This window comes from Reyranella sp., from assembly GCF_965227665.1.
Classification (GTDB): Bacteria; Pseudomonadota; Alphaproteobacteria; order Reyranellales; family Reyranellaceae; genus Reyranella.
On record NZ_OZ245767.1, the window covers coordinates 2,903,772 to 2,927,739 of the forward strand.

The 23,968-nt window shown below is 68.0% G+C and carries 23 protein-coding genes; 12 read left to right on the forward strand and 11 right to left on the reverse strand.

The annotated features are described in order from the left end of the window. Window positions 1-33: 33 nt before the first annotated feature. Window positions 34-1,287, forward strand: a complete 1,254-nt coding sequence (locus tag ACO07I_RS14010) for a CaiB/BaiF CoA transferase family protein (protein WP_422008602.1) — start codon at window positions 34-36, stop codon at window positions 1,285-1,287. Beyond that, window positions 1,284-2,177, forward strand: a complete 894-nt coding sequence (locus tag ACO07I_RS14015) for an HpcH/HpaI aldolase/citrate lyase family protein (RefSeq protein WP_422008604.1) — start codon at window positions 1,284-1,286, stop codon at window positions 2,175-2,177. The genes ACO07I_RS14010 and ACO07I_RS14015 overlap by 4 nt, the downstream gene beginning before the upstream one ends. A 27-nt stretch (window positions 2,178-2,204) precedes the next feature. Here ACO07I_RS14015 and ACO07I_RS14020 read toward each other — a convergent pair whose 3' ends face one another. The 3 genes from ACO07I_RS14020 to petA are packed head-to-tail and all read right to left on the reverse strand — an operon-like array spanning window position 2,205 to window position 4,852. After that, entirely contained in the window at window positions 2,205-3,002 is a 798-nt protein-coding gene (locus tag ACO07I_RS14020; protein ID WP_422008606.1) for a cytochrome c1, read from the reverse strand. A 5-nt stretch (window positions 3,003-3,007) separates the two neighbouring features. Continuing rightward, complete coding sequence (locus tag ACO07I_RS14025) at window positions 3,008-4,243, reverse strand: cytochrome b (protein WP_422008608.1); 1,236 nt, start codon at window positions 4,241-4,243, stop codon at window positions 3,008-3,010. 42 nt (window positions 4,244-4,285) lie between these two features. Then, window positions 4,286-4,852: a ubiquinol-cytochrome c reductase iron-sulfur subunit gene (gene petA / locus ACO07I_RS14030; protein ID WP_422008609.1), complete on the reverse strand. Its 567-nt coding sequence runs from the start codon at window positions 4,850-4,852 to the stop codon at window positions 4,286-4,288. Window positions 4,853-5,011: 159 nt separating this feature from the next. On the opposite strand from petA, the gene ACO07I_RS14035 reads away from it, so the two are divergent. Continuing rightward, a complete protein-coding gene (locus ACO07I_RS14035; protein ID WP_422008611.1) occupies window positions 5,012-5,470 on the forward strand; it encodes a tRNA (cytidine(34)-2'-O)-methyltransferase in 459 nt (152 codons plus the stop codon). Next, window positions 5,467-6,393: an oxygen-dependent coproporphyrinogen oxidase gene (hemF, locus tag ACO07I_RS14040; RefSeq protein WP_422008613.1), complete on the forward strand. Its 927-nt coding sequence runs from the start codon at window positions 5,467-5,469 to the stop codon at window positions 6,391-6,393. Before ACO07I_RS14035 ends, hemF begins: the two co-directional genes overlap by 4 nt. Window positions 6,394-6,518: 125 nt before the next feature. On the opposite strand, the gene ACO07I_RS14045 is transcribed toward hemF, so the two are convergent. Genes ACO07I_RS14045 through ACO07I_RS14065 form a run of 5 tightly spaced genes read right to left on the reverse strand, consistent with a single transcriptional unit; the run spans window position 6,519 to window position 10,193 of the window. Further along, window positions 6,519-7,667 carry an AAA family ATPase gene (locus tag ACO07I_RS14045; RefSeq protein WP_422018263.1) on the reverse strand — a complete coding sequence of 383 codons (1,149 nt, stop codon included), beginning with the start codon at window positions 7,665-7,667 and terminating at the stop codon, window positions 6,519-6,521. Between the two features lie 35 nt (window positions 7,668-7,702). Then, entirely contained in the window at window positions 7,703-8,107 is a 405-nt protein-coding gene (locus ACO07I_RS14050) for a hypothetical protein (RefSeq protein WP_422008614.1), read from the reverse strand. Next, window positions 8,104-9,318 carry a CCA tRNA nucleotidyltransferase gene (locus ACO07I_RS14055; RefSeq protein WP_422008616.1) on the reverse strand — a complete coding sequence of 405 codons (1,215 nt, stop codon included), beginning with the start codon at window positions 9,316-9,318 and terminating at the stop codon, window positions 8,104-8,106. Before ACO07I_RS14055 ends, ACO07I_RS14050 begins: the two co-directional genes overlap by 4 nt. Continuing rightward, window positions 9,315-9,548 carry a hypothetical protein gene (locus ACO07I_RS14060; RefSeq protein WP_422008618.1) on the reverse strand — a complete coding sequence of 78 codons (234 nt, stop codon included), beginning with the start codon at window positions 9,546-9,548 and terminating at the stop codon, window positions 9,315-9,317. The genes ACO07I_RS14055 and ACO07I_RS14060 overlap by 4 nt, the downstream gene beginning before the upstream one ends. 18 nt (window positions 9,549-9,566) lie before the next feature. Then, a complete protein-coding gene (locus ACO07I_RS14065; RefSeq protein ID WP_422008620.1) occupies window positions 9,567-10,193 on the reverse strand; it encodes a CoA pyrophosphatase in 627 nt (208 codons plus the stop codon). Between the two features lie 66 nt (window positions 10,194-10,259). Here ACO07I_RS14065 and ACO07I_RS14070 point away from each other — a divergent pair, with 66 nt between their 5' ends. From ACO07I_RS14070 to ACO07I_RS14085, 4 genes are read left to right on the forward strand one after another with little or no spacing between them, the layout of a single operon-like run. After that, a complete protein-coding gene (locus ACO07I_RS14070) occupies window positions 10,260-11,273 on the forward strand; it encodes an AAA family ATPase (protein ID WP_422008622.1) in 1,014 nt (337 codons plus the stop codon). Between the two features lie 33 nt (window positions 11,274-11,306). Next, on the forward strand, window positions 11,307-12,203 hold the full coding sequence (locus ACO07I_RS14075) for a DUF58 domain-containing protein (protein ID WP_422008624.1): 897 nt from the start codon (window positions 11,307-11,309) through the stop codon (window positions 12,201-12,203). A gap of 4 nt (window positions 12,204-12,207) precedes the next feature. After that, a complete protein-coding gene (locus tag ACO07I_RS14080; RefSeq protein ID WP_422008626.1) occupies window positions 12,208-15,000 on the forward strand; it encodes a DUF4159 domain-containing protein in 2,793 nt (930 codons plus the stop codon). Window positions 15,001-15,002: 2 nt separating this feature from the next. Next, window positions 15,003-17,081 (forward strand): hypothetical protein, encoded by a 2,079-nt coding sequence (locus ACO07I_RS14085; protein ID WP_422008628.1) that lies wholly within the window; start codon window positions 15,003-15,005, stop codon window positions 17,079-17,081. A gap of 110 nt (window positions 17,082-17,191) precedes the next feature. Here ACO07I_RS14085 and ACO07I_RS14090 read toward each other — a convergent pair whose 3' ends face one another. From ACO07I_RS14090 to ACO07I_RS14100, 3 genes are read right to left on the reverse strand one after another with little or no spacing between them, the layout of a single operon-like run. Beyond that, window positions 17,192-17,929: an SDR family NAD(P)-dependent oxidoreductase gene (locus ACO07I_RS14090; RefSeq protein ID WP_422008630.1), complete on the reverse strand. Its 738-nt coding sequence runs from the start codon at window positions 17,927-17,929 to the stop codon at window positions 17,192-17,194. Beyond that, window positions 17,926-18,897, reverse strand: coding sequence for a Bug family tripartite tricarboxylate transporter substrate binding protein (locus tag ACO07I_RS14095; protein ID WP_422008632.1), 972 nt, complete (start codon window positions 18,895-18,897; stop codon window positions 17,926-17,928). Before ACO07I_RS14095 ends, ACO07I_RS14090 begins: the two co-directional genes overlap by 4 nt. 24 nt (window positions 18,898-18,921) lie before the next feature. Beyond that, on the reverse strand, window positions 18,922-19,962 hold the full coding sequence (locus ACO07I_RS14100) for a LacI family DNA-binding transcriptional regulator (protein WP_422008634.1): 1,041 nt from the start codon (window positions 19,960-19,962) through the stop codon (window positions 18,922-18,924). An 81-nt stretch (window positions 19,963-20,043) separates the two neighbouring features. Here ACO07I_RS14100 and ACO07I_RS14105 point away from each other — a divergent pair, with 81 nt between their 5' ends. The 4 genes from ACO07I_RS14105 to ACO07I_RS14120 all read left to right on the forward strand — a co-directional run bounded on the left by ACO07I_RS14105 (window position 20,044) and on the right by ACO07I_RS14120 (window position 23,953). Next, window positions 20,044-21,702, forward strand: coding sequence for a flavin-containing monooxygenase (locus ACO07I_RS14105; RefSeq protein ID WP_422008636.1), 1,659 nt, complete (start codon window positions 20,044-20,046; stop codon window positions 21,700-21,702). Next, window positions 21,699-22,238 carry a VOC family protein gene (locus ACO07I_RS14110; RefSeq protein WP_422008638.1) on the forward strand — a complete coding sequence of 180 codons (540 nt, stop codon included), beginning with the start codon at window positions 21,699-21,701 and terminating at the stop codon, window positions 22,236-22,238. Before ACO07I_RS14105 ends, ACO07I_RS14110 begins: the two co-directional genes overlap by 4 nt. A gap of 154 nt (window positions 22,239-22,392) precedes the next feature. Further along, complete coding sequence (locus tag ACO07I_RS14115; protein ID WP_422008639.1) at window positions 22,393-23,109, forward strand: pirin family protein; 717 nt, start codon at window positions 22,393-22,395, stop codon at window positions 23,107-23,109. A gap of 70 nt (window positions 23,110-23,179) precedes the next feature. Beyond that, window positions 23,180-23,953: an SDR family NAD(P)-dependent oxidoreductase gene (locus ACO07I_RS14120; protein ID WP_422008641.1), complete on the forward strand. Its 774-nt coding sequence runs from the start codon at window positions 23,180-23,182 to the stop codon at window positions 23,951-23,953. The last annotated feature ends 15 nt before the right edge of the window (window positions 23,954-23,968 follow it).

Sequence of the window (23,968 nt, forward strand, 5' to 3'; positions counted from 1 at the left end):
CGGCGCTCGGGATGACAGGATGTTCGTTGAAAAATGCCCGCCAAACGTCCCGCCAAGAAATCCTTCACCCCCGGCGCCCGCGGCCCCCTGAACGGGGTCCGCGTCGTCGACCTGTCGCGACTCGTCGCCGGCAACGTCCTGACGCTTCAGCTTGCCGACTTCGGCGCCGAGGTCATCAAGATCGAGCCGCCCGAGGGCGACACGTTGCGCTCGTGGCGGGTGAAGGGCGTCGAAACCGCCTGGAAGGTCTACAGCCGCAACAAGAAGAGCGTCGCCCTCGACCTGCGCTCCGACGCCGGCCGCACCATCGTGCGCGAACTGGCGAAGACCGCCGCCATCCTGGTCGAGAGCTTCCGGCCGGGCGTCATGGAGGATATGGGCCTCTCGCCGGCCGAGCTGCACGCGATCAATCCGAAGCTGGTGATCCTGCGCATCTCCGGCTGGGGCCAGGACGGACGCTATCGCCACAAGCCGGGCTTCGGCACGCTGATCGAGGGCTATAGCGGCTTCGCCTCGATGAACGGCTTCGCCGACCGCGAGCCGGTCCTGCCGCCGATGTATCTCGCCGACTGCATGGCCGCCCTGAACGGCTACGGCGCCGTGATGGTGGCGCTGCGCGAGGTCGAGATGAACGGCGGCAAGGGCCAGGTGCTCGACCTGCCGCTGTTCGATCCGCTGTTCTCGATGCTGGGACCGCAGGCGGCCAACCACAAGCTGACCGGCGAGGTGAAGGTACGCACCGGCAGCCGCTCGACCAACGCGGCGCCGCGCAACGTCTACCAGACGAAGGACGGCAGCTGGGTGTGCCTGTCGGCCTCGACGCAGGGCATGGCGATGCGCGTGCTGGACAAGATCGGCCGGCCGGAACTGAAGGAGGATCCGCGCTTCGCGACCAACATCGAGCGGGTGCGCAACGGCGTCGAGCTCGACCGGATCATCGGCGAGTTCGTGGGTGCCCGCGATCTCGACGAGAACCTGCGCTATTTCGACGAGGCCGGCGTCACCATCGGCCCGGTCTACGACATTTCGCAGATCGTGCAGGACGACTATGTGCTGGAGCGCGAATCGCTGATCGAGATCGAGGATGCGGACATGGGCGAGCTGCCGACCCATCCGGTCGTGCCGCGCATGTCAGGCACACCGGGCGCGCTGAAGAGCGCGGCGCCCACGGTGGGCGAGCACAACGAGGCCCTGCTGAAGCCGATGCTGGGCGCGGCGGAATACGACAAGCTCTGTGCGTCGGGCGCGATCTCGGACGGCAAGACAGCGGGGAAGAAGAAGAAGTGAGCCGGCCCGTTCCGCCCGTCTGGCGCTCGATCCTCTACGTTCCGGGCAACGTCCCGAAGTTCATCGACAGGGCCCACGAGCGCGGCGCCGATTGCGTGCTGATCGATCTCGAGGACAGCGTGCAGCCGGCGCAGAAGGCCGAGGCGCGCGCGATGCTGCCGGAAACCATGAAGAAGGTCGCGCGAGGCGGCGCCGACGTCGCGGTGCGCATCAACCGGCCGCTGCGCCTGGCGATCCCCGACATCGAGGCGGCGGTGCGGCCCGGCCTTTCGGCGCTGTTCGTCACCAAGACCGAGGGCGTGCAACACCTGCGCCTGCTCGACGAGGTCGTGAGCGAGCTGGAGCGCGAGCGCGGCATGCCCGTGGGCAGCGTCGGCTTTGCCGCGATGATCGAGCATCCGCGCGCACTGACCGAGCTGAACGACATCGCCGAGCGCGGGCCCCGGGTGATCGCCATGATGCTGGGGGGCGAGGATTTCGCGCTGGAGACCGGCTCGGTGCCGGGTGACGAGACGCTCGAACTGCCCAAGCGCATGGTCGCCTTCGCGGCCCAGGCGCATGGCGTGCCGGTGATCGGCATCCTGGGCACCGTCGCCGACTATTCGGACCCGGCGGCCTATCGGAAGAGCGCCGAGCGAGCGCGCCGCTTCGGCTTCTCGGGCGGCACCTGCATCCATCCCGGGCTCGTTGCCTCGTTGAACGAGGCCTTCACGCCCACGGCCGAGGAAGTCGCCTACGCGCGGAAGCTGATCGCGGCCGACGAAAAAGCCGCGGCTGAGGGCCGCGGCTCGTTCTCGGTGGATGGCAAGATGATCGACATCCCGGTGATCGTTCGCGCCCGCCGGCTGATCGAGCGATCCGAAGCGATCGAACGTCGCCTCAGGCGTTAGCGCCAAGCGGCACTAACGCCCTAAGCGTCAGTGCTTGTCGGCCCACACCATACGCTTCACGGCGTACATCATGCCGGCCAGGGCGATCAGGAACAGGATGACCCGGACGCCGGTGCGCTTGCGGTCTTCCATGTGCGGCTCGGAGGCCCACGCCAGGAACTCGGTCACGTCGGCGGCTTCCTGGTCGAGCGTGGCCTTGGTGCCGTCGGCATAGGTCACCTTGTCATCCGCCAGCGGCGGCGCCATGGCGATCTTGTGGCCCGGGAAGTACTTGTTGAAGTAGTCGTCCTTCTTGACGTCGAACTCCTTGATCTGCTCGGGAGTCAGCTTGTCGTACGGAACGTAGCCGGTCAGGATTCCATAGATGTAATCCGGGCCGAACTCGCGGGCCTTGACGATGACGCTGAGGTCGGGCGGGGCCTTGCCGTTGTTGGCGGCGGCCGCGGCTGCCTCGTTGGGGAACGGCTTCTTGAACCGATCCGACGGGCGGGCCGGCCGGTCGACCGGGGCGCCGTCGTCGTTGAGATCCGAGACGGTAATGTCCTTGATGAGACCCTTGACCTGGTTCTCGGTCAGGCCGAGGTCGGTCAGGTTGCGATAGGACATCAACGACAGCGAATGGCAGGCCGCGCAGACTTCCTGATAGACCTGGAAGCCACGCTGGGCGGCGGCACGATCGTAGGTGCCGAACGGCCCCTGGAAGTGCCAGTGCCTGTGCGGCGGGTGCTCGGTGCCGCCGGCCGCGATGGCGACAGTGCCGGTGGCGAAGGCCGCCAGCGCGATGGCGCCGGAGACCAGGAGATTGCGGGCGAAAGGCTTGCGCATGGCTCTTAGACCGCCTTCTTCTTGAGCACCGAGTCGGCGATGCTGGCAGGCAATGGCAACGGCCGTTCGATCTTGCCCAGGATCGGCAGCAGGACGAGGAAGTGAGCGAAGTAGTACAGGGTCGCGAGCTGCGACAGCGGCACCCAGAAGCCTTCCGGCGGCTTGGAACCGCAGATGCCCAGGACGATCACGTCGACCACCAGGAACAGCATGAACCACTTGTAGATCGGCCGGAACGTGCACGACCGGACGCGCGAGGTGTCGAGCCACGGCAGGACGAACAGCACCGCGATGGCGCCGAACATCGCCAGCACGCCGCCCAGCTTGTCGGGGATGGCGCGCAAGATCGCGTAGAACGGCAGGAAGTACCATTCCGGCACGATGTGCGCCGGCGTGACCAGCGGGTTGGCCGGGATGTAGTTGTCCGGATGGCCCATGTAGTCGGGCGCGAAGAACACGAAGCCGGCGAAGACGATCAGGAAGCAGATCACGCCGAAGCCGTCCTTCATCGTGTAGTACGGATGGAACGGGACGGTGTCCTGCGGGCCTTTCGGGTCGATGCCGGTCGGGTTGTTCGAGCCGTGGATGTGCAGCGCCACCACGTGCAGCGCCACGACGGCCACGATGATGAACGGCAGCAGGTAGTGCAGGGCGAAGAAGCGGTTGAGCGTCGGGTTGTCGACGGCGAAGCCGCCCCACAGCCAGGTCACGATCGATTCGCCGACGATCGGGATCGCCGAGAACAGGTTGGTGATGACGGTGGCGCCCCAGAAGCTCATCTGGCCCCACGGCAGCACGTAGCCCATGAAGGCCGTCGCCATCATCAGCAGGAAGATGACCACGCCCAGGATCCACAGCAGCTCGCGCGGCGCCTTGTAGGAGCCGTAGTACATGCCGCGGAAGATGTGGATGTAGACGGCGATGAAGAAGAACGAGGCGCCGTTCATGTGCAGGTCGCGGATCAGCCAGCCCTGCGGCACGTCGCGGTCGATGCGCTCGACGGCGTCGAAGGCCATCAGCACGTGCGGCGTGTAGTTGGTCGCGAGCACGATGCCGGTGGCGATCATGAGGACCAGCATCACCGTGGCGATCGCGCCGAAGTTCCAGAAATAGTTGAAATTCCGTGGCGTCGGGAAGGTGTGATATTCCTTCTCGATATACGAGAAGATCGGCAGGCGGTGATCGACCCAGGCGATCACCTTGTTATTGAAGACCGGCGGCGTGCCGTGTGACGAGGCCATTCTGGAACTCCAGCGAGATCTGAGGCGGACGACCTGGGTCGATCAGCCGATGCGAACGAGCGAGTCGGAAGTGAACAGGTAGTCCGGAACCACGAGATTCTTCGGCGCCGGTCCTTTGCGGATGCGGCCCGACGTGTCGTAGCTCGAGCCGTGGCAGGGGCAGAACCAGCCGCCGAACTCACCCTTGGGATCGCCCGGCTTGTTGCCGAGCGGCACGCAGCCCAGATGGGTGCAGACGCCGATCATGATCAGCCATTCGGGCCGGACCTTCTTCGCGGTGTCGGTGACACGCTTGTTGTCGGTCTCCGGATCCGGCAGCTGCGCCATCGGCACAGCCTCGGCTTCCTTGATCTCGGCCTCGGTGCGGTGCCGGATGAACACCGGCTTGCCGCGCCACTTCACGGTGACCGCCTGGCCGACCGCGATCGGCGTGACGTTCACCTCGACGGTCGACAGGGCCAGCGTGTCCGCGGCGGGGTTGAGATTGTTGATGAAGGGCCACGCGACGGCCGCGGCGCCGACGGCGCCAAGAGCGCCCGTCGCAACCATCAGGAAGTCGCGCCGAGTCGGGTCGCCGTGTCCGTGTGCCGATGTGCTTGAAGCAGCCATGATTACTCTCTTCCGTCCCCCCGAGGAGATTGGCGGGTATATAGCCGGGAAAGCCCCTTTTGTTTCAAGGCTCTGTTGGTCGCAGGCCCGATGAGCGGCATTCTGTGACAGCGTGCCGCATAAAGAGCCTTCCGCGACGCGGACCGGAGTAAAGAGTTCATGCGCCTGGCGCTGTTTCAGCCCGATATCCCTCAAAATCTTGGGGCTTTCATCCGCCTATCGGCCGGCCTCGGCGTGCCCCTGGACCTCATCGAGCCCTGCGGTTTTCCGGTGGACGACAAGCGGATTCGCCGGGCGGCCATGGACTACTACCACCTGGCCACCCTCGTCCGGCACGCCTCCTGGACCGCCTTCTGCCGCGACCGGCCGCCCGGGCGGCTGGTCCTGCTGACCACGGCGGGGGCCGAGCGCCTGCCGGACGCCACCTTCCGGGCGGACGACATCCTGCTGATGGGCCGCGAAAGCGCGGGCGTCCCGGCCGACGTCCATGCAGCGGCCGATTTGCGGGTCCGCATCCCGCTCCAGCCTGGGGCAAGGTCGCTCAATGTCGCCCTGGCGGCGGCAATGGTATTGAGCGAGGCCCTTCGCCAGACCTCGGGATTCGAAAAGCTCGCATGACCGCCAAGCACGCCCGCACTGCCACCGGCCCCAACGGCCCCTCGCCCCTGCCCGACGAGGCGACCATTGTCAGCCAAAAAGAAGCAGCCGCGACCTGGTTCGCCGGCCTCCGCGACCGGATCTGCGCCGAGTTCGAGCGGATCGAGGACGAGCTTCAGGGCACGCATCGCGACAAGGCGCCCGGCCGCTTCCAGCGCAAGAGCTGGAAGCGCGAGAAGGGACCCAACGGCGAGGATCACGGCGGCGGCACCATGTCGTTGATGCGCGGCCGCGTGTTCGAGAAGGTCGGCGTCAACATCTCGACCGTGTTCGGCGAGTTCAGCCCCGAGTTCCGCAGCCAGATCCCCGGCGCCCAGGAGGACCCGCGCTTCTTCGCGGCCGGCATCTCGCTGGTGGCGCACATGCAGTCGCCCAAGGTGCCGGCGGTGCACATGAACACGCGCTACATCGTGACCACGCGCAGCTGGTTCGGCGGCGGCGCCGACCTGACGCCGATGGTGCCGCACGAGCCCGACACGCAGGATTTCCACGCTGCGTTCCGCGCAACCTGTGACGCGCACGATCCCGCCTACCATCCGAACTTCAAGGAATGGTGCGACGAGTACTTCTTCCTGCCCCATCGCGGCGAGCCGCGCGGCATCGGCGGCATCTTCTACGACTATCTCGACAGCGGCGACCATGCCCGCGACTTCGCCTTCACGCGCGCCGTCGGCGAGACCTTCCTCGACATCTATCCGAAGCTGGTGCGGCGTCACATGAACGAGCCGTGGACCGAGGCCGACCGCGCCCATCAGCTCGCGCGCCGCGGCCGCTACGTCGAATTCAACCTGCTGCACGATCGCGGCACGCGCTTCGGCCTGATGACCGGCGGCAATGTCGAGGCGATCCTGATGTCCCTGCCGCCCGAGGTGCGCTGGCCCTGACAGGCCGCTGAAGTAAGCGGGAGTCGGGGTCAATAAACGAAATAATCGAAATAAACGAAACATTCGAAGCGGGAGTCGCACCCCCGTGAATCCGGTGCCGTGGCGGCCGTCGACGGGAAGGGTTTCTAGCGACTCGGCCAGTTCCACACCGGCCGGTCTTCGTCCTGGGCGACGGTCTCGCCCAGTTCCTTGGCCAAGGTGATCCGGCGCCCGCCTGCCTGGGTCAGCGCGGAGACGAGGCGCTCGGCGTGGGAAACCACGATGATCTGCGATCGCTTGGCCGCATCGGCGATCAGACGGGCGAGCGGCGCCAGCAGGTCGGGATGGAGGCTGGTCTCGGGCTCGTTCAGGATCATGAGCGACGGCGGCCGCGGCGACAGCAGCGCCGCCACCAGCAGCAGGTAACGCAGCGTTCCATCCGACAGTTCGGTGGCCTTCAGCGGCCGCAGCAGCCCGCGCTGGCGCATCTCGACCTCGAAATAGCCGTCGCTCACCGCGACATCGACCGAGGCGCCGGGAAAGGCGTCGGCGATCGCCGCCTCGAGCTGCCCCTCGCTGCCGATCTCCTGGATGGTGGCGATGGCCGCCGCGAGATCGGCGCCATCGCCCGCCAGCACGGGCGTCCGCGTGCCGACCTGGCGGCGCCGGGCCGGCGCGTCGCTGTCCGTGCGGAAGTGATCGTAGAAGCGCCAGTCGCGCAATTGCTCGCGCATCGAAAGCAGCTCCGCGCCATCCTCGGGGTTGGCGCAATGGGTCAGCATGCTGTCGAACGGTTGCAGCCGCGTATAGGCCTGCCGGCGCTCGCCGTTGAGATCCCGCAGCGTGACGGACGGACCATGCCGTTCGGCGAAGGCGTTGGCGCGCTGCAGGACGAGCCCGGTCCACAGGGTCTCGGTCTTGATCACCGGATCGCGACCGAACAGGCCGCCCGGCACCGGCAGGCCGAGATCGATCGCGTAGCCGTAGGACTCCGAGGCAAAGCCCAGCTTCAGGCTGATCGTCGACTTGCGCACGGTGCCCTGGACCGGCTGCTCGCCGCGCTTCATGCCGCGGGAGAACTGCTCGGGGCCGGCCCACAGCACGGAGGAGATGCCGCCTTCGAGCGCCAGCGACTGGATGATCCGCCCTTGAGCGACGTCGGCCAGCAGGCGCAGGGCGCGATAGAGGCTCGACTTGCCGCTGCCGTTGGCGCCCGTGACGACCGTGAGCGGCTCGATCTCCAGCCGCACGTCGCGCAGCGAACGGTAGCCGGAGATGCACAGCCGCGAGACGATGCTCATCGGGGGCTCATCGGGGGCTCATCCGGGGCTCATCGATGCCGGGCCAGCGCCCAGCCGGCCAGCAAGGGCGACGCGAACAGCACGAGCACCAGCAGCGGATACGGGGCGCCCCACCAGAAACCCAGACGGTCGAAGAAAGCTTCCGCGCCTTCCTCGTAGGCCACGCGCGCATAGGTGAAGCCGGCCAGCATCGTCGAGGTAGACCACAGCAGCGCCGCCAGCAGCGCCGCCTGGAACCAGTCATCGCCCCTCGTGCGCCGGGCGTGGATGATCGCCACCATCGCCACGTAGGGAATCGGCACCAGCGCCTTGTACCATTCGACGGCGCGCACCGAGAGGGTAGCGGCGATCCAGGTGTCGCCCACGAAGTCGTTCAGCACGACGAGGATCGCGATCGCCATCCAGAGCGAGAAGGTGACGCCGGGACGGATCATGGCGCGGCCCGCACCAGGCGCTCGAGTTCGGCGAGGCAGCCGGCCCGATCGGCGGTGAAGTCGCCGTCGATCCACCAGCGTTCGACCGCCTCGATCAACGCGCCGACTTTCGGACCCGGCTTGAGGCCGAGCTTCAGCGCATCGCCACCGCTCACCGGCAGCTCAGGCGGCGTCCACGCGCGCGCCATCGCGAGCGCCGCGCGCCAGTCGCCCGGCGCATCGACCGCGAGCAGAAGACGGTCGGCGTAGAGATTGCCGCCCAGCGCATAGATCTGAGCGCGCCACGCCTTCGGGCCGCCGGCCACGTCGATGACCGGATCGGCCGCCAGCATGACGTCGAGCCGCAGTGATTCCTGCGTCGAGAGCTTCAGGCGCTTGCCGATCGTGGTGGCATCGGCGTCCGGCGCGAGGATCGACGCCAACCGGCGCAGCGGGTCGGGCCGGTCCTCGCGCGCGATCAGCGCGCGCAGCCGCGCCGTGCCGTCGCATTCGGGCAGCCAGTGATCGAGGATGGCGGCTTCGCGCATGGCGGCCACTGTGTCGGCCGGCGCCGGTGCCTGCAGCAGGCGCAGCAGTTCCTTGCGCACTCTCTCTCCGGAGAGGCCGCGCAGGCTGCCGGCATTGCGGCGGCAGGCTTCGAAGCCGGCCGCATCGAAGGGCGCCCGCCCAAACCAGGTGTGGAAGCGGAAGAAGCGCAGGATGCGCAGGCGGTCCTCGGCGATGCGCAGATCCGGGTCGCCGATGAAACGCACGCGCGCCTGGGCGAGGTCGGTGCGGCCGTCGAACGGATCGTAGAGCGTGCCGTCGAGATCGGCGTAGAGCGCGTTGAAGGTGAAGTCGCGCCGGCTGGCATCCTCCAGCCAATCGTCGGTGAAGGCCACGACCGCATGCCGTCCGTCTGTCTCGACGTCGCGGCGCAGGGTCGTGAGCTCGTAGGGCGCGCCGGCGATCACCGCCGTCACGGTGCCGTGCTTCAAGCCGGTGGGCACCACCTTGATGCGGGCCGCCTTGAGGGCGAGCATCACGGTCTCCGGCGGCTTGTCGACGGCGAGATCGGGTTCGTTGGTGAGCGGTTCGCCTCGCACGGCGTCGCGCACCCAGCCGCCGACGAAGCGCGCGGCGATGCCGGCCCCGCCCAGTGCGTCGAACAAGGTGCGGACCGCCGTGTCGTTCGCCCACGGCACCACGTCGAGACGGCCGGCAGGCTTCATGATGCGAAGAGACCGCCGTAGCCCTGATCCTGGGTGAAGAACATGACCAGGAAGCCCACGATGGCGCAGGCGAAACCCGCGATTCCGAGCCACGTCATCGGCATGTCCTGCCACGAGGGCAGCGTGCCGGCGATCTTGCGCTCCTCCTTGATCCTGACCGCCCACGCCCAGAGGAAGAAGGCGCAGAACGGCAGCAACACGAGGACGAGGATCAGGAGGACGACACGCATGAAAACTCCCGGCCTGCGTCAGGCGCTGGTGGTCAGGATGAAGTGGAGGTTCTTCAGCATACCCGCCGTGGCGCCCCAGATGTAGCGCTCGCCGTAAGGCATCGCGTAGTAACGCCGCTCGCGGCCCTGCCAGACCCGGCTGTCGATACGGTGATTGCGCTCGTCGAGGAAATGGTCGAGCGGCACCTCGAAGATGTCGGCGACCTCGCGCGGATCCGCACGCATCGTGAATCCGGGCGTGACGATGCCTACGATCGGCGTGATCTGGTAGCCCGTGCCCGTCCTGTAAAGGTCGAGCGAGCCGACGACGTCAATGAAGTCGCGGGTGAGGCCGACTTCTTCCTCCGTTTCGCGCAGCGCGGTTGCCGTCGCGTCTATGTCCTCGACCTGGCGGCGACCGCCGGGAAAGGCGATCTGGCCCGCGTGACTGGGCATATCCTCGGTCCGCTGGGTCAGCAGGACCGTGATTCCGGTCTCGCGTTTGATCAACGGCATGAGCACGGACGCAGGACGCCACACTTCGGGCATCGCCCCGACACCGTTCAGTGAGAAGTCGCTGCCGATCGGCGGCGACGCCACGGGCAAACCGGATGCCAAACGCCTGCTGCGCTCGGCCACCCGCCGCACAATTTCGTCAACCCTCATGCCCTTGTTCCGGCCTCAATTCTGGGCTTCCCTCAAACATATTCCCTCGACGACAGGAGCGCCCTGGTGGCCCCCGATACATCGACTGCTACCGACGCCGACGCCCAGGCCGCCCTTGCCGACATCGAAAGGCTGGGTGGGCAACTCCGCGCCGCCCGCACCTCCATCGGCAAGGTCATATATGGCCAGCAGGACGTGATCGATCAAACGCTGGTTGCTCTCCTGTCGGGCGGCCACCTTCTGCTGATCGGCGTTCCGGGCCTCGCCAAGACCAAGCTGGTCGACACGCTGGGCGTCGTGCTCGGCATGGAAGCCAAGCGCATCCAGTTCACGCCCGACCTGATGCCGGCCGACATCCTGGGATCGGAAATCCTCGAGGAAGGCGAAGGCGGCCGCCGCTCCTTCCGATTCCTGCAGGGGCCGGTCTTCGCCCAGCTGCTGATGGCCGACGAAATCAACCGCGCCAGCCCGCGCACCCAGTCCGCGCTGCTGCAGTCGATGCAGGAGCGGCATGTGACCGTGGCCGGCAAGCGCTACGACCTGCCGACGCCCTTCCATGTGCTGGCGACCCAGAACCCGCTGGAACAGGAAGGCACCTACCCGCTGCCGGAAGCGCAGCTCGACCGCTTCCTGCTGCAGGTCGATGTCGGCTATCCCGACGAAGAAGCCGAACGCCAGATCATGATCGGCACCACCGGCGCCGAGCAGGCCGTGGCCACGCAGGCCCTTTCACCGGGCGACCTGATGGCCGCGCAGGCCCTGGTCCGTCGCCTGCCGATCGGCGAGAGCGTCGTCGACGCCATCCTGAAGCTGGTGCGCGCCGGCCGTCCCGAGCACACCGACCTCGATGTCGTGCGCCAGCGCGTCGCCTGGGGTCCTGGCCCGCGTGCCAGCCAGGCCTTCATGCTGGCCTGCCGCGCCCGGGCGATCATCCAGGGCCGCCTCGCGCCGTCGGTCGACGACGTCGTGGCGCTCGCGGGTCCGATCCTGCGTCATCGCATGGCCGTCAACTTCTCCGCCCGCGCCGAAGGCGTAACCGTCGAGTCCGTCATCGCCCAGATGTGCGCCCGCCTTGGGTAATCTTCTGGCCTAGGCATTGCACTGCGGGTGTTCATGGCTGCGCCTTCAACCCTTCATCGATCGCTCGAGCTCGCCGGCACGCTGCCCGCCCTGATGGTGGCCGCCGATCGCGTCGCCGCGACCGTCATCCAGGGCGTCCATGGCCGTCGCCGCGTCGGGCAGGGCGATGCCTTCTGGCAGTACCGTCCCTATCGTGACGGCGACAGCGCGAGCCAGATCGACTGGCGCCAGAGCGCGCGGAGCCGCAACCTGTTCGTGCGTGAGACCGAGTGGGAGGCCGCGGCCAGCATCTGGCTATGGCGCGACGCCTCGCCCTCGATGCAATACGCCTCGCTGAAAAACGCCGACACCAAGGCCCTGCGTGGCGAACTGATCACGCTCGCGGTGGCCAGCCTGCTGGCCGATGCCGGCGAGCGCGTTGCCGTCTTAGGGGGCGGCATGCGTCCCGCCTCCGGCCGCGTGGCCGTCCGCCGCGTCGCCGAGACGCTGCTGGACGAGAGCCGCGACACCAGCCGCACCCCGGCCAGCCTGCCGCCGATGGTCCCGCTCCCGGCCCATGGTACGGTCGTTCTCGTGTCCGACTGGCTCGATCCGCTGGAGAAGATCGAGGAGATCATCCGTTACTATGCCAGCGTCGGCGTGCGCGGCCATCTCGTGCAGGTTCTCGATCCCGCCGAGGAAGAACTGCCGTTCGACGGCCATGTGAAGTTCGAGGGGCTCGAATCCGAAGGCCAGCACACGGTCCGTCGCGTCGAAGCCGTGCGCGCCGCCTATGGCGCCCGCCTCGCCGCGCAGAAGGAAGGCCTGCACCGCCTGACCCGGCCGGCCAACTGGACGGTGCATCTGCACCGCACCGATCGCTCGCCGCAGACCGTGCTTCTGTCGCTCTATCTCGCCATGGCCAATCTCGGCCGGCTGAACGCGGCCTGATGACATGCTGAGTCTCGGCGCGTTCGCCTTCGCGGCCCCCGGCATGCTGGCCCTGCTGGTGGCCCTGCCCGCGATCTATTTCCTGCTGCGGCTGATCCCGCCGCTGCCCAAACTCGTGCGCTTCCCGGCGATCCGGCTGCTGGTCGGCCTGGAGCCGCCCGAGCAGACGCCGATGAAGATGCCGTGGTGGCTGCTGCTGCTGCGGCTGCTGCTGGCGACGGCGCTGATCCTGGCGGTCGCCCGGCCGCTGCTGAATCCGCAGGCCGACCTGCCGGGTCGCGGCCCGCTTCTTCTCGTGATCGACGATGGCTGGTCGAGCGCCCCGGGCTGGGCAACGCGGACCGCCCATGCCGAGCGCCTCATCCAGCGCGCCGAACGCGCCAATCGCCCGGTCGTGCTGGTCGGCACGGCGCCGGCGCCGCTCGATGCCCCCGCCGTGCGGCGCGGCGCTATGCGCCCCGACGAGGCGCGTACCCTGCTGCGCGCCTTCCGCCCCAAGCCCTGGCCGACCGATCGCGCGGCGACGGCGTCCGCCATCGACCAGATGCAGATCGACGCCGGCGCCTATGCTGTCTGGTTGAGCGACGGGCTCGAAGACGAGGGCGCGACGCGCCTCGCCGAGCGCCTGCGCCGCTTCGACGGGCTGCAGGTCCTCCTGCCCGATCAGGCGACGACGCCGCTGCTGCTTCTCCCGCCAGCCGCCGAGGGCCGCGACCTCAAGGTGCGGGCCCTCCGTCCGGCCGCCGACGGTCCGCGCAAGGCCGCGGTCCAGGCGTCGGACGAGCAGGGCCGCGTGGTGGCCCGCATCGATCTCGATTTCGCCGCGACCGCCACCCAGGGCGAAGGCATGCTTTCCATCCCGGCCGAACTGCGCAATCGCATGGCCCGCCTCGACATCGAGGCCCAGGGCGGCGCCGGCAGCACGATCCTGCTCGACGAACGTCATCGCCGCCGCCCCGTGGCGATCCTCGGCGAGCGCGCCACCGCCGGCAACCAGCCGCTGCTGCAGGAGATCTACTTCCTCGAGCGCGCGCTGGATCCCTATGTGAGCCTCACCATCGGCGATCGCGAATCGGTGCTGACGCGCAACACCGCGGTGCTGCTGATCCCGGATGGTTCCGCGCCGTCGGCCAACGATCGCGAGGAAATCGCCAAGTGGATCGAGCGCGGCGGCATCGCCGTGCGCTTTGCCGGCCCCAATCTCGCTGCCGGCGCCGACACGCTCGTGCCGACGAAGCTCCGCCTGGGCGACCGCGCGCTGGGCGGCATCATGAGCTGGGGCCAGCCGAGCGCGCTGGCCGAGTTCCCGCCCAACAGCCCCTTCCTCGGCATCCCGGTTCCGAAGGACGTCCGCATCTCCCAGCAGGTGCTGGCCGAACCGACACCCGATCTGGCCGACAAGACCTGGGCCCGCCTCGCGGACGGCACGCCGCTGGTCACGGCCGAGAAGCGCGGCCAGGGCTACCTCGTGCTGATCCACACCACCGCCAACACCGGCTGGAGCAACCTGTCCCTGTCGGGCCTGTTCGTGAACATGCTGCAGCGCCTGGTCACGCTCTCGCGCGGCGTCGCGGGCGACGGCGTCAACAAGGCGCTGAAGCCGTGGCGCACGCTCGACGGGTTCGGCCGCCTCGGCGCACCGCCCGCCGGCATTCAGATCCTGCCGGCCGATGCCGCCGAGACCTTCCAGCCCAAGCCCACCTCCCCACCCGGCCTCTATGGCGACGAGAACGCCCAGGTGGCCTTCAACATCGGCGGCCGCATCGCCGCGCCCAAGCCGCTGGTGCTGCCGAGCGGGGTGACGACCGACCGCCTGTCCGAGGCAGGGGAGACCGACCTGTCCAAATGGTTCCTGCTGGCCGCGCTCCTGCTGCTGCTGGCCGATCTGCTGATCTCGCTGTGGCTGCGCGGCCTGCTGCCGAAGGCCGTCCGGTTCGGGCGTGCCGCGCCGGCTACCCTGCTGCTGGCCGCCCTCGTGTTCACGGGATCGCCCGACGTCGAGGCGCAGCAACCTGCACCGCCCCAGCGTCCCGGCGCGGCAGCAACGGAGCCGGCGGCCAGGCCCGGTCCGCCCCCCCTCACCGACGAGCAGGCGCTCAAGGGCTCGCTCGACATTCGCCTCGCCTACATCGTCACCGGCGACAAGGAAGTCGACGATATCAGCAAGGCCGGGCTCGAAGGCCTGAGCGAGATCCTGCGCAGCCGTACCTCGGTCGAGCCCGCAGATCCGGTCGGCCTCGATCTCGAGCGCGACGAGCCGCGCCTCTATCCGCTGATCTACTGGCCCGTGACCTCGACGCAGCCGGCTCTGTCGCCGCGCGCCCAGGCCGCGCTCGACCGCTATCTGCGGACCGGCGGCATCATCTTCATCGACACGCGCGACCAGCAGATGAGCTTCGACCGGCCGGCCGGCGGAAACCCCGACCTCAAGCGCCTGCTGGCCGGGGTCGAGACGCCGCCGCTGGTCGCCATGCCGCCGAACCACGTGCTCGGCAAGGCCTTCTATCTCCTCTCGGACATGCCGGGCCGCTGGCAGGGCGGAAAGCTCTGGATCGAGTCGGGGAACGGCCGAGTCAATGACGGCGTGACGACCATCCTGATCGGGTCCAACGACTATGCCGGTGCCTGGGCCGCCGACCAGCGCGGCCGCGGGCTGCTGCCCGTGACGCCGGGCGGCGAGACGCAGCGCGAGATGTCCTATCGGTTCGGCGTCAACCTCGTGATGTATGCGCTGACGGGCAACTACAAGGACGACCAGGTTCACCTGCAGGACATCATGCAGAGGTTGAGGCGATGAACATGACATCGGCCGTCTCGGTCGCCTTCGATCCGCTGATGCCCTGGACGGTACTGGCCGTGCTGGGCGCGGTCGGCCTCGTGCTGGTGCTGCTCGGGCTGCGTGCCGGCGCGCGCGGCACGATCTGGCGACTGGGCTCGCTCGTCGTCGTGCTGGCGGCGCTGGCCAATCCGTCCCTGATCGAGGAGCAACGCAAGCCCATCGCCGACGTGGCGCTGGTGGTCGTCGACGACAGCGACTCCATGGCGATCGGCGAGCGGCGCCAGCAGGTCCAGGCCGCGCGCGAGACGCTGAAGCGCAAGCTCGGCCAGCAGGACGGGCTCGAAGTGCGCGAGGTGGTGCTGCCGCCGTCGCAGATCCAGCTGGGCAGCGAACGCCCGGGCGGCACACGCCTGATCGACGCGATGCGCTCGGCGCTGATCGAGATCCCGCAGGAACGCCTGGCCGGCGTGGTGCTGCTGAGCGACGGGCAGGTGCATGACGTGCCGGCCGGCGTGCCGCCGGAACTGGGCGGCGCGCCCGTGCATGCGCTGATCGCCGGCAAAAAGAACGAACGCGACCGGCTGATCGTGCTCGAGCAGTCGCCGCGCTACGGCGTGGTCGGCCGCGAGGTCACGGCCAAGTTCCGGATCGAGGATCCCGCGGGCGGCACCGCGCCGGTCACCCTGTCGGTGGGCGGCGAGGTCGTGAAGCGTATCGACGTTCCTGTGGGCCGCTCGGTCGAACTGCCGATCACCGTCGGCAATCCCGGCGCCAACGTCGTCGAACTGGAAGTCGGTCCCGGTACCAGCGAGCTCACCCTCGACAACAACCGCGCGCTCTTCACCATCAATGGCGTGCGCGACCGGCTGCGCGTTCTGCTGGTCTCGGGCGAGCCCTACCAGGGCGAGCGGGCATGGCGGAACCTGCTGAAGAGCGACCCGGCGGTCGATCTCGTGCACTTCACCATCCTGCGCACGCCGCAGAAGGACGACTTCACGCCGGTGCGCGAACTTTCGCTGATCGTCTTCCCGATGCGCGAGCTGTTCGAGCAGAAGCTGAAGGAATTCGACCTGATCATCTTCGACCGCTACGAGTCGGGGAACCTGATCACGCGCGACTATTTCCGCAACATCACCGAGTACGTGAAGGGCGGCGGCGCGCTGCTCGTCTCGGTCGGCCCGGTGTTCGCCACCCAGCGCTCACTCTATCGCACGCCGCTTGGCGCCATCCTGCCCGGCGCCCCGACCGGCGACGTGGTCGAAACCGGCTTCAAGCCCAAGGTCACCGAGATCGGCCAGCGCCATCCGGTGACCGCGAACCTGCCGCAGGCGGGCGATCCCAACAAGGAGCCGGAGTGGGGCCGCTGGTTCCGCCTGGTCACCTCGCGCACCGAACGCGGCAACGCGGTGTTGGCCGGCGCCGAGGAGAAGCCGCTGGTGATCCTCGACCGGGTCGGCGAAGGCCGCGTGGCGCAGCTTCTGTCCGACCACCTCTGGCTGTGGAACCGCGGCATCGATGGCGGCGGCCCGCAGCCCGAGCTGGTGCGCAGGGTCGCGCACTGGCTGATGAAGGAACCGGATCTCGAGGAAGAAGCGCTGCGCGCAACCGCCGTCGGCGGCCGCATCGAGATCACGCGCCGCACGCTGGCCGCCACCTTCCCGCAGGTCACCATGACCTCGCCGGGCGGCGCCACGCGCACGCTCGACCTGCGCCAGACCGCGCCGGGCCTCGGCCTCGCGGTTGTCGATGTCGACAAGCCCGGCCTCTACCGCTTCGACGACGGCACGCTCCGCACCGTCGCCGCCGTCGGCAGCCCCGATCCGCTGGAATTCTCCGACGTGCGCGCGACCGATGCGAAGCTGAAGCCGCTGGTCGACGGCACGGGCGGCGCCCTGATGTGGCTGGCCGACCAGTCCGACCCGGACATCCGTACCGTCCGCCCCGGCCGTGCCGCCGGCGGTTCGGACTGGATCGGTCTGCGTCGCAACGAAGGCTACACGGTCGCGGGCATCAACCAGCTCCCGCTGCTGCCCGGCATCCTGGTGGCGCTCGCCTTCCTGATGGCCATCGCCAGCGCCTGGTGGCGCGAGGGTCGCTAAGCTGAGCGAAGCTCAGCTTAGCTGTTAAGCGTCAGGCCGCGGCTTGGTTACAAGCCGCCAAGCCCTCGGCAATGTCCGAGAGGCCCAAGAACGAACGACCAAACGCTTCCTCAGTACGTCGCCCGGCCGCCGGAAATGTCGAAGACCGCGCCGGTCGAGAAGGAACAGCCCGGCGACGCCAGCCAGTAAGCCAACTCGGCGACCTCTTCAGGGCGGACCATGCGGGCCATCGGCACGTTGGCCAGCAGCTTCGTGCGCCGCTCGTCGGTGAGTGCGCCAAAGATCGCCGTCTCGGAGGCCGAGGGCGTGATCGCGTTGACCAGCACGCCCGATGTCGCGAGTTCCTTGCCCATCGACTTGGTCAGCGCGATGACGGCGGCCTTGGAGGCGACATAGGCCACCACGTTCGGGTTGCCGTCCTTGCCCGCGATCGAGGCGATGTTGACGATGCGGCCATAGCCGCTCGCCACCATGTCGGGCACCGCGGCCTGGCAGCAGCGGAACGTGCCGTTGAGGTTGATATCGAGCACCCGGTGCCATTGCTCTTCGGGATACGAGGCGATGCCGGCCGAGGGGCCGAGGATGCCGGCGCTGTTGACCAGGATCGACGGCGTGCCCAGCGCAGCCTTGGTCGCCGACCAGGCCGCCCTCACCGCCGCCGTGTCGGTGATGTCGACGGCGAACGGCGTGGCGCCCGCGCCGATCTCGGCGGCGACGCGCTGTGCCCCACCGTGATCGACGTCCCACAGCGCGACCCTGATGCCTTCGCGCGCGAAGCGTTGCGCGATGGCACGGCCCAGGCCGCTGGCCGCACCGGTGACGACGGCGACCGGCGTGACGGGGCTCATGGCTTGACGTTGGCCTGCTGCGCTATCTTGCGCAGCGTGGCGATGTCCTTGGCCGTCTGTGCCTTGAGATCGTCGGGGCTGATGGTCGAGGCGGTCATGCCGAACTCGGCCCAGCGCTCCTTGATGTCCGGCATCGCCAGGATCTTCATGAGCTCGGCATGCAGGCGCTGAACGATCGGCTTGGGCGTGTTGATCGGCGCCATCAGGTCGTAGCGCCACACGAAGTCGAAATCGACGCCCTGCTCGACGAAGCCCGGCACGTCGGGAAAGTTGATCGAGCGGCGCGTGCACGACACCACGACCTTGACCTTGCCCGACTTGACCATCGGCACCGCCGACTGGACGTCGGAGAAACCGAGCTTGATGTGGCCCGCCGCCACGTCGTTGAGCACCGGCGCCGCGCCCTTGTAGGGCACATGGGTCATGTTGATGCCGGTCCCGGCGCGGATGATCTCGGCGCAGAGATGGCCGGTGGAGCCATTGCCCCAGGTCCCGTAGTTCACCTCGCCGGGCTTGGCCTTCGCGAGCGCGATCACGTCGCGCAGGTCCTTCACCGGATAGTCCGGAGTGGCGATCATCACGACCGTGGCCGATCCGATGTCAGCCAGATGCTCGAAGTCCTTGACCGGATCGTACGGCAGGTCGGGCATGACCGCCGGATTGACGACGACGGTGCTGGCCGATCCGAGGACCAGCGTGTAGCCGTCCGCCGGCGCCTTCTGGGCCGCTTCCATGGCGATGACGCCCGAGGCGCCCGGCTTGTTGTCGACGATCACGGTCTGGCCGAGGGCGGTGCCGAGCTTTTCCGCAAGGGCCCGCGCCACCAGGTCGGTGCCGCCGCCCGCCGCAAACGGCACGATCAGGCGTATCGGCTTGCTCGGCCACTTGGCGTCGGCCGTCTGTGCAAATGCGGGCGCCGTCACGCCCAGGGCCAAAGCCAGGGCGAATGCCCTCCGGAACAATCTCATTCTTTCCTCCACTTAGGTTCTTGATTACGTCGTCGTTGGCGGCACACAGGATTCGCGCAGCACGAGATCGACCGGCAGCAGGGCCCGCGACTGCCCCTCCCCCGAGGTCCCTCGCAGCCGTTGCAGCAGCAGTTCGGCCGCAGCCCGGCCGACATCCTCCAGGCTCCAGCGCAACGCCGTGATCGCCGGCGAATGCACGGCGGCGAGATCGGTGTCGCCGACGGCAATCACCGACAGGTCGCGTGGCACCGAAAGCCCGAGGTCTCGCGCGGCACGCAATGCGCCGGCCAAGATGCGCGTCCCGAGCGCGATGATCGCCGTCGGGCGTTGCTCACGACGCAACAAGGCAAGCGCGTCGCCCTGCGCGAAATCCATCGACGATTCCTGAAGACAGACGAGCGCACCCGCCGGATCGACATCGGCCTCGGCAAAGGCTGCCTTGAAGCCGGCGATGCGCTCGCGGCCGGGCCGCATGCGCGCGCCCGGCGTCAGCAGCGCGATGCGGCGATGGCCGAGGCCAATCAGATAGCGCGTCGCCGTCCGCGCGCCCGCGCGATGGTCGACCAGCACGGCGGGCCAGGACGCACCCTCTTCCTGCGGCACGTCGCGGTCGAGGATGACGATCGGCGCGCCGCCGTTGGCGAGTTCGCGCCACGCCCGGTCGTTTTCGTCGCTGCCCGGCGCGACCAGCATGCCGTCGAGACGCCGGCTGCGGAACGCCGCAACCATCGCCCGCTCCCGCGCGGGGTCGTTGCCCGTGTTGCCCACGATCATGAGCAGGCCGGCGTCGCGCAGGCGGGATTCGGCCGCCTGCACGATGCTGGCATAGAGCGGATTGGCCAGATCGGACACCAGGCACCCGACCATCCCGGTGGTGCGCGTGCGCAGGCTGCGCGCCTGGAGATCCGGCTGGTAGCCGAGTTTCTCCGCCGCCGCGGCGACGTCGCGCGCCACCCTGGCGCTCACGTTCTTGCCGCCGTTCAGCGCCCGCGACACCGACCCGACCGACACGCCGGCGGTGCGCGCCACGTCTCGAATGGTTGCTCTGGAAACGATTTCTGCCATACGAGCGCTCATATTTGACATCTAGCCAGCCCCTTGCAAGGTTAAATTGGAAACGTTTCCACTTTGCGGAGTATGGCGACCATGGGGGCTTCCATCGCGGAGCAGGCGAGTACGAGTGAGACCGGCATCGAGTGCGATGTCGTCGTGGTGGGCGCCGGTTTCGGCGGCCTCTATGCCCTGCACAAATTGCGCGACTGCGGATTTTCCGTGCGCGGCCTCGAGGCGGCGCCAGATGTCGGCGGCACCTGGTATTGGAACCGCTATCCCGGCGCCCGTTGCGACGTGCCCAGCCTGTTCTATTCCTACAGCTGGTCGCCGGAGCTGCGCCGCGAGTGGCGCTGGACCAATCGGTATGCCGGCCAGGAGGAGATCCTGAGCTACGCCCGCTTCGCCGCCGACCGGCTCGACCTGCGCAGGCTGATCCAGTTCGAAACGAGGGTCGCGGGCGCGACCTTCGACGAGAAGACCGAGCGCTGGATCGTCGAGACCGATCGAGGCGACCGGCTGCGTGCCCGGTTCGTCGTCATGGCGACCGGCGGCCTGTCCGTGCCCAACACGCCGGACATTCCCGGAGTCGCCGACTTCCAGGGCGCGATCTACCACACCGCGCGCTGGCCGCAGGAACCGGTCGACTTCGCGGGCAAGAGGGTCGGCATCATCGGCACCGGATCCTCCGGGGTGCAGGTCATCCCAATGATCGCGCGGGACGCCGAACAGCTCGTCGTGTTCCAGCGCACGCCCAACTTCTCGGTACCCGCACGCAATCGCCCGCTGACCGATGCGGACCACAAGAGCTTCGACGAGGGGCTGGAAACCTATCTCGCCAGCCTCGAGCAATCCGACTTCGGCCGCGTGCCGCCGACGGCCTTCACGGCGGACGTGCCGCCGCGCGACGTGCAGTGGGCACGCTACGAACAGCTCTGGCAGGAAGGCGGCAGCGGCGGCTTCCTGAAGGCCTTCCCGAACATCCTGGTCCATCCCGACGTCAACGAGGTCTGCGCCGACTTCGTGCGCCAGAAGATCCGCGAGACGGTGAAGGATCCGAAGACCGCCGCGGCCCTGTCGCCCTCGGGTTACCCGTTCGGCGTGAAGCGCCTGTGCGTCGATACCGACTATTTCGACACCTACAACCGCTCGAACGTCGAGCTGGTGAACCTGCGCGAGGAGCCGATCGAGAAGATCACCGCCCATGCCGTCGACACGGCGGCGCGACACTTCGAGCTCGATGCGCTGGTCTTCGCCACCGGCTTCGACGCGGTGACCGGGGCGCTGCTCGCGGTCGATATCCGTGGCCGCAAAGGCGCCACGCTCAAGGAGGCGTGGTCGGAAGGGCCCAGGACCTATCTCGGCCTGACGGTGGCGGGCTTCCCCAACCTGTTCACCATCACCGGCCCGGGCAGCCCCTCGGTCATCGGGAACGTGATCACCAATTGCGAGTATCACGTCGAGTGGATCGCCGAGTGCCTGACGCACATGCGCCAGCACAACCTCACCACGATCGAGCCCGACGGCGAGGCGCAGACCGCCTGGGGTGCACATGTCGCCGAGGTCGCGGACCGCACCCTCTTTCCCAAGGCCAACTCCTGGTACCTGGGCGTTAACATTCCCGGCAAGCCGCGCGTGTTCATGCCGTATATCGGCGAGGGCTACCGCACGACCTGCAAGGAGATCATGGCTGACGGCTATAGAGGATTTGTGTTCGGCAAGACGGCCGGACACGAACGAGTGGCCGCCGAATGAGCCGCCTGTTCGGACCGGTCCGCCAGAACGGCTATGTCGTGCGCGACATCGAGGCGGCGATGAAGCACTGGATCGAGGTGCTGCAGGTCGGGCCGTGGTTCTACATCGACCGCGTGCAGACCGACTGGTTCCGCCATCGCGGCCAGGACTCCGCCGTCGAGCTGAGTATCGCGCTGGCCAATTCCGGCGACCTGCAGATCGAGTTGATCCAGCAACGCAACGACGCGCCGTCGATGTACAAGGAGTTCCTAGACTCGGGTCGCGAGGGCCTGCAGCACGTGGCCTTCTGGTCGACCGACTACCAGGCGCTGTACGACCGAGCGCTGGGGCTGGGCTACAAGCTCGGCCACGAAGGCCAGATCGGCGGTGAGAGTGGGCGTTTCGCCTACTTCGACACCGGCGCGCCGGCCGATCCCCATGCCGGCACCGTCGTCGAGATCTCCGACATCAGCGGCAACAAGGGCCGCTTCTTCGAGTACGTTCGCAAGCGCGCCCAGGACTGGGACGGTGCCGAGCCCATCCGGCACCCGCGCTGAGAATCGCTGGTCGTTCTTCCTTCGGCGCTCTCGGACATTGCCCATGGCAATGTCCTGCCGCTTCGGGGGCTGAGCTGCGCTCAGCCCACTTACCAACCAGAAACTTGATCCCCCTCCTTGTTGCGCCATTTTGGGGAGCAGCAAGGAGAACACCATGATCGAGCTCAGACCCTTCGATAAATTGGGCAAGTCGGACCACGGCTGGCTCAAGGCGAACTTCCATTTCAGCTTCGCCGACTACCGCAACCAGGACCGCGTCCACTGGGGAGCGCTGCGCGTCTGGAACAATGACCGCATCGCGCCGCAGTCGGGCTTCCCGCCGCACCCTCACCGCGACATGGAAATCGTGACCTACGTCATCAAGGGCGCGATCACGCACAAGGACCATCTCGGCAACGAAGGACGGACCGAGGCGGGTCAGATCCAGGTGATGAGCGCGGGTAACGGCATCCAGCACGCCGAGTACAACATGGAGCAGGCCGAGACCGAGCTGTTCCAGATCTGGATCATCCCCAACAAGCAGGGCGTGCCCGCGCGTTGGGAGACGGTGCAGTTCCCCGCCGACGCGCGCGACGGCAGGCTGGTGCCGCTGGCCTCGGGTCGCGGCGACGACGGGGCGATCCCGCTCTATGCCGACGGCTCGCTGATGGCCGGCACGGTGAAGGCGGGCCAGTCGATCCGCCAGACGCTGAATGGCAAGCCGACCTATCTCGTGCCCGCCAAGGGCAAGATCGAGGTCCGCGGCAGCGACGGCAAGGTCGTGACGGCGAATGCCCGCGACGGCGTGGCCGTCGTCGACCAGGACGAGATCGAGATCGTGGCACTCGAGGATGCCGAGATTGTGCTGGTCGAAACGGACCGGCTGAACTGACCTCCCGTCAGATTGACGCTATGGACCGGGCGGGGTTTGATCCCGCCCGGTTTTCGTTTGGGAGGGACGCATGGCCTACAAGGGCTTCGATCTGACGGGCAAGGTGGCGCTGGTAACCGGCGGCAATGGCGGCATCGGCCTCGGCATGGCCGACGCGATGGCCCAAGCGGGCGCCGGCGTCTGCATCTGGGGCACGCGCAAGGAGAAGAATGACGCGGCCGTCGAGCAGCTCAAGAAGCATGGCGGCAAGGTCCACGCCCAGATCGTCGATGTCGGCGACGAGAAGCAGGTCCAGGACGCTTTCGCCGAAGCGGTGAAGGTCATGGGCCACGTCGACAACTGCGTCGCCAATGCCGGCGTCTCGGGTCGCGGCAAGGGGTCGATCCTCGAGATGGACTATGCCGAATGGCGCCGCGTGCTGCAGATCAACCTCGACGGCGTTTTCTTCACATTCCGTGCAGCCGCCAAGCATATGGTCGAGCGCGGCAAGGGCGGCTCGCTGGTCGCTATGGCCAGCACGGCGGCGATCGAAGGCGCGGCGCGCTCCAGCCACTACGGCGCCAGCAAGGGCGGCGTCACGGCGATGGTCCGCGCGCTGGCCGTCGAACTGGCGCGCTACAAGATCACGGTGAACTCGATTCTGCCGGGCTGGATCGAAACCGAGATGACGGCCAATGCCGTCGCCAATCCGAAGTTCGCGGACAACGTCCTGCCGCGCATTCCGACCCGCCGCTGGGGCACCGGCGCGGACTTCGGCCCGATCGCCGTCTACCTGGCGAGCGGCGCGACCGGCTATACGACGGGGCGCGACTTCGTTATCGATGGCGGCTATACGTTGTTTTAGCCCGTCGCCACTGCA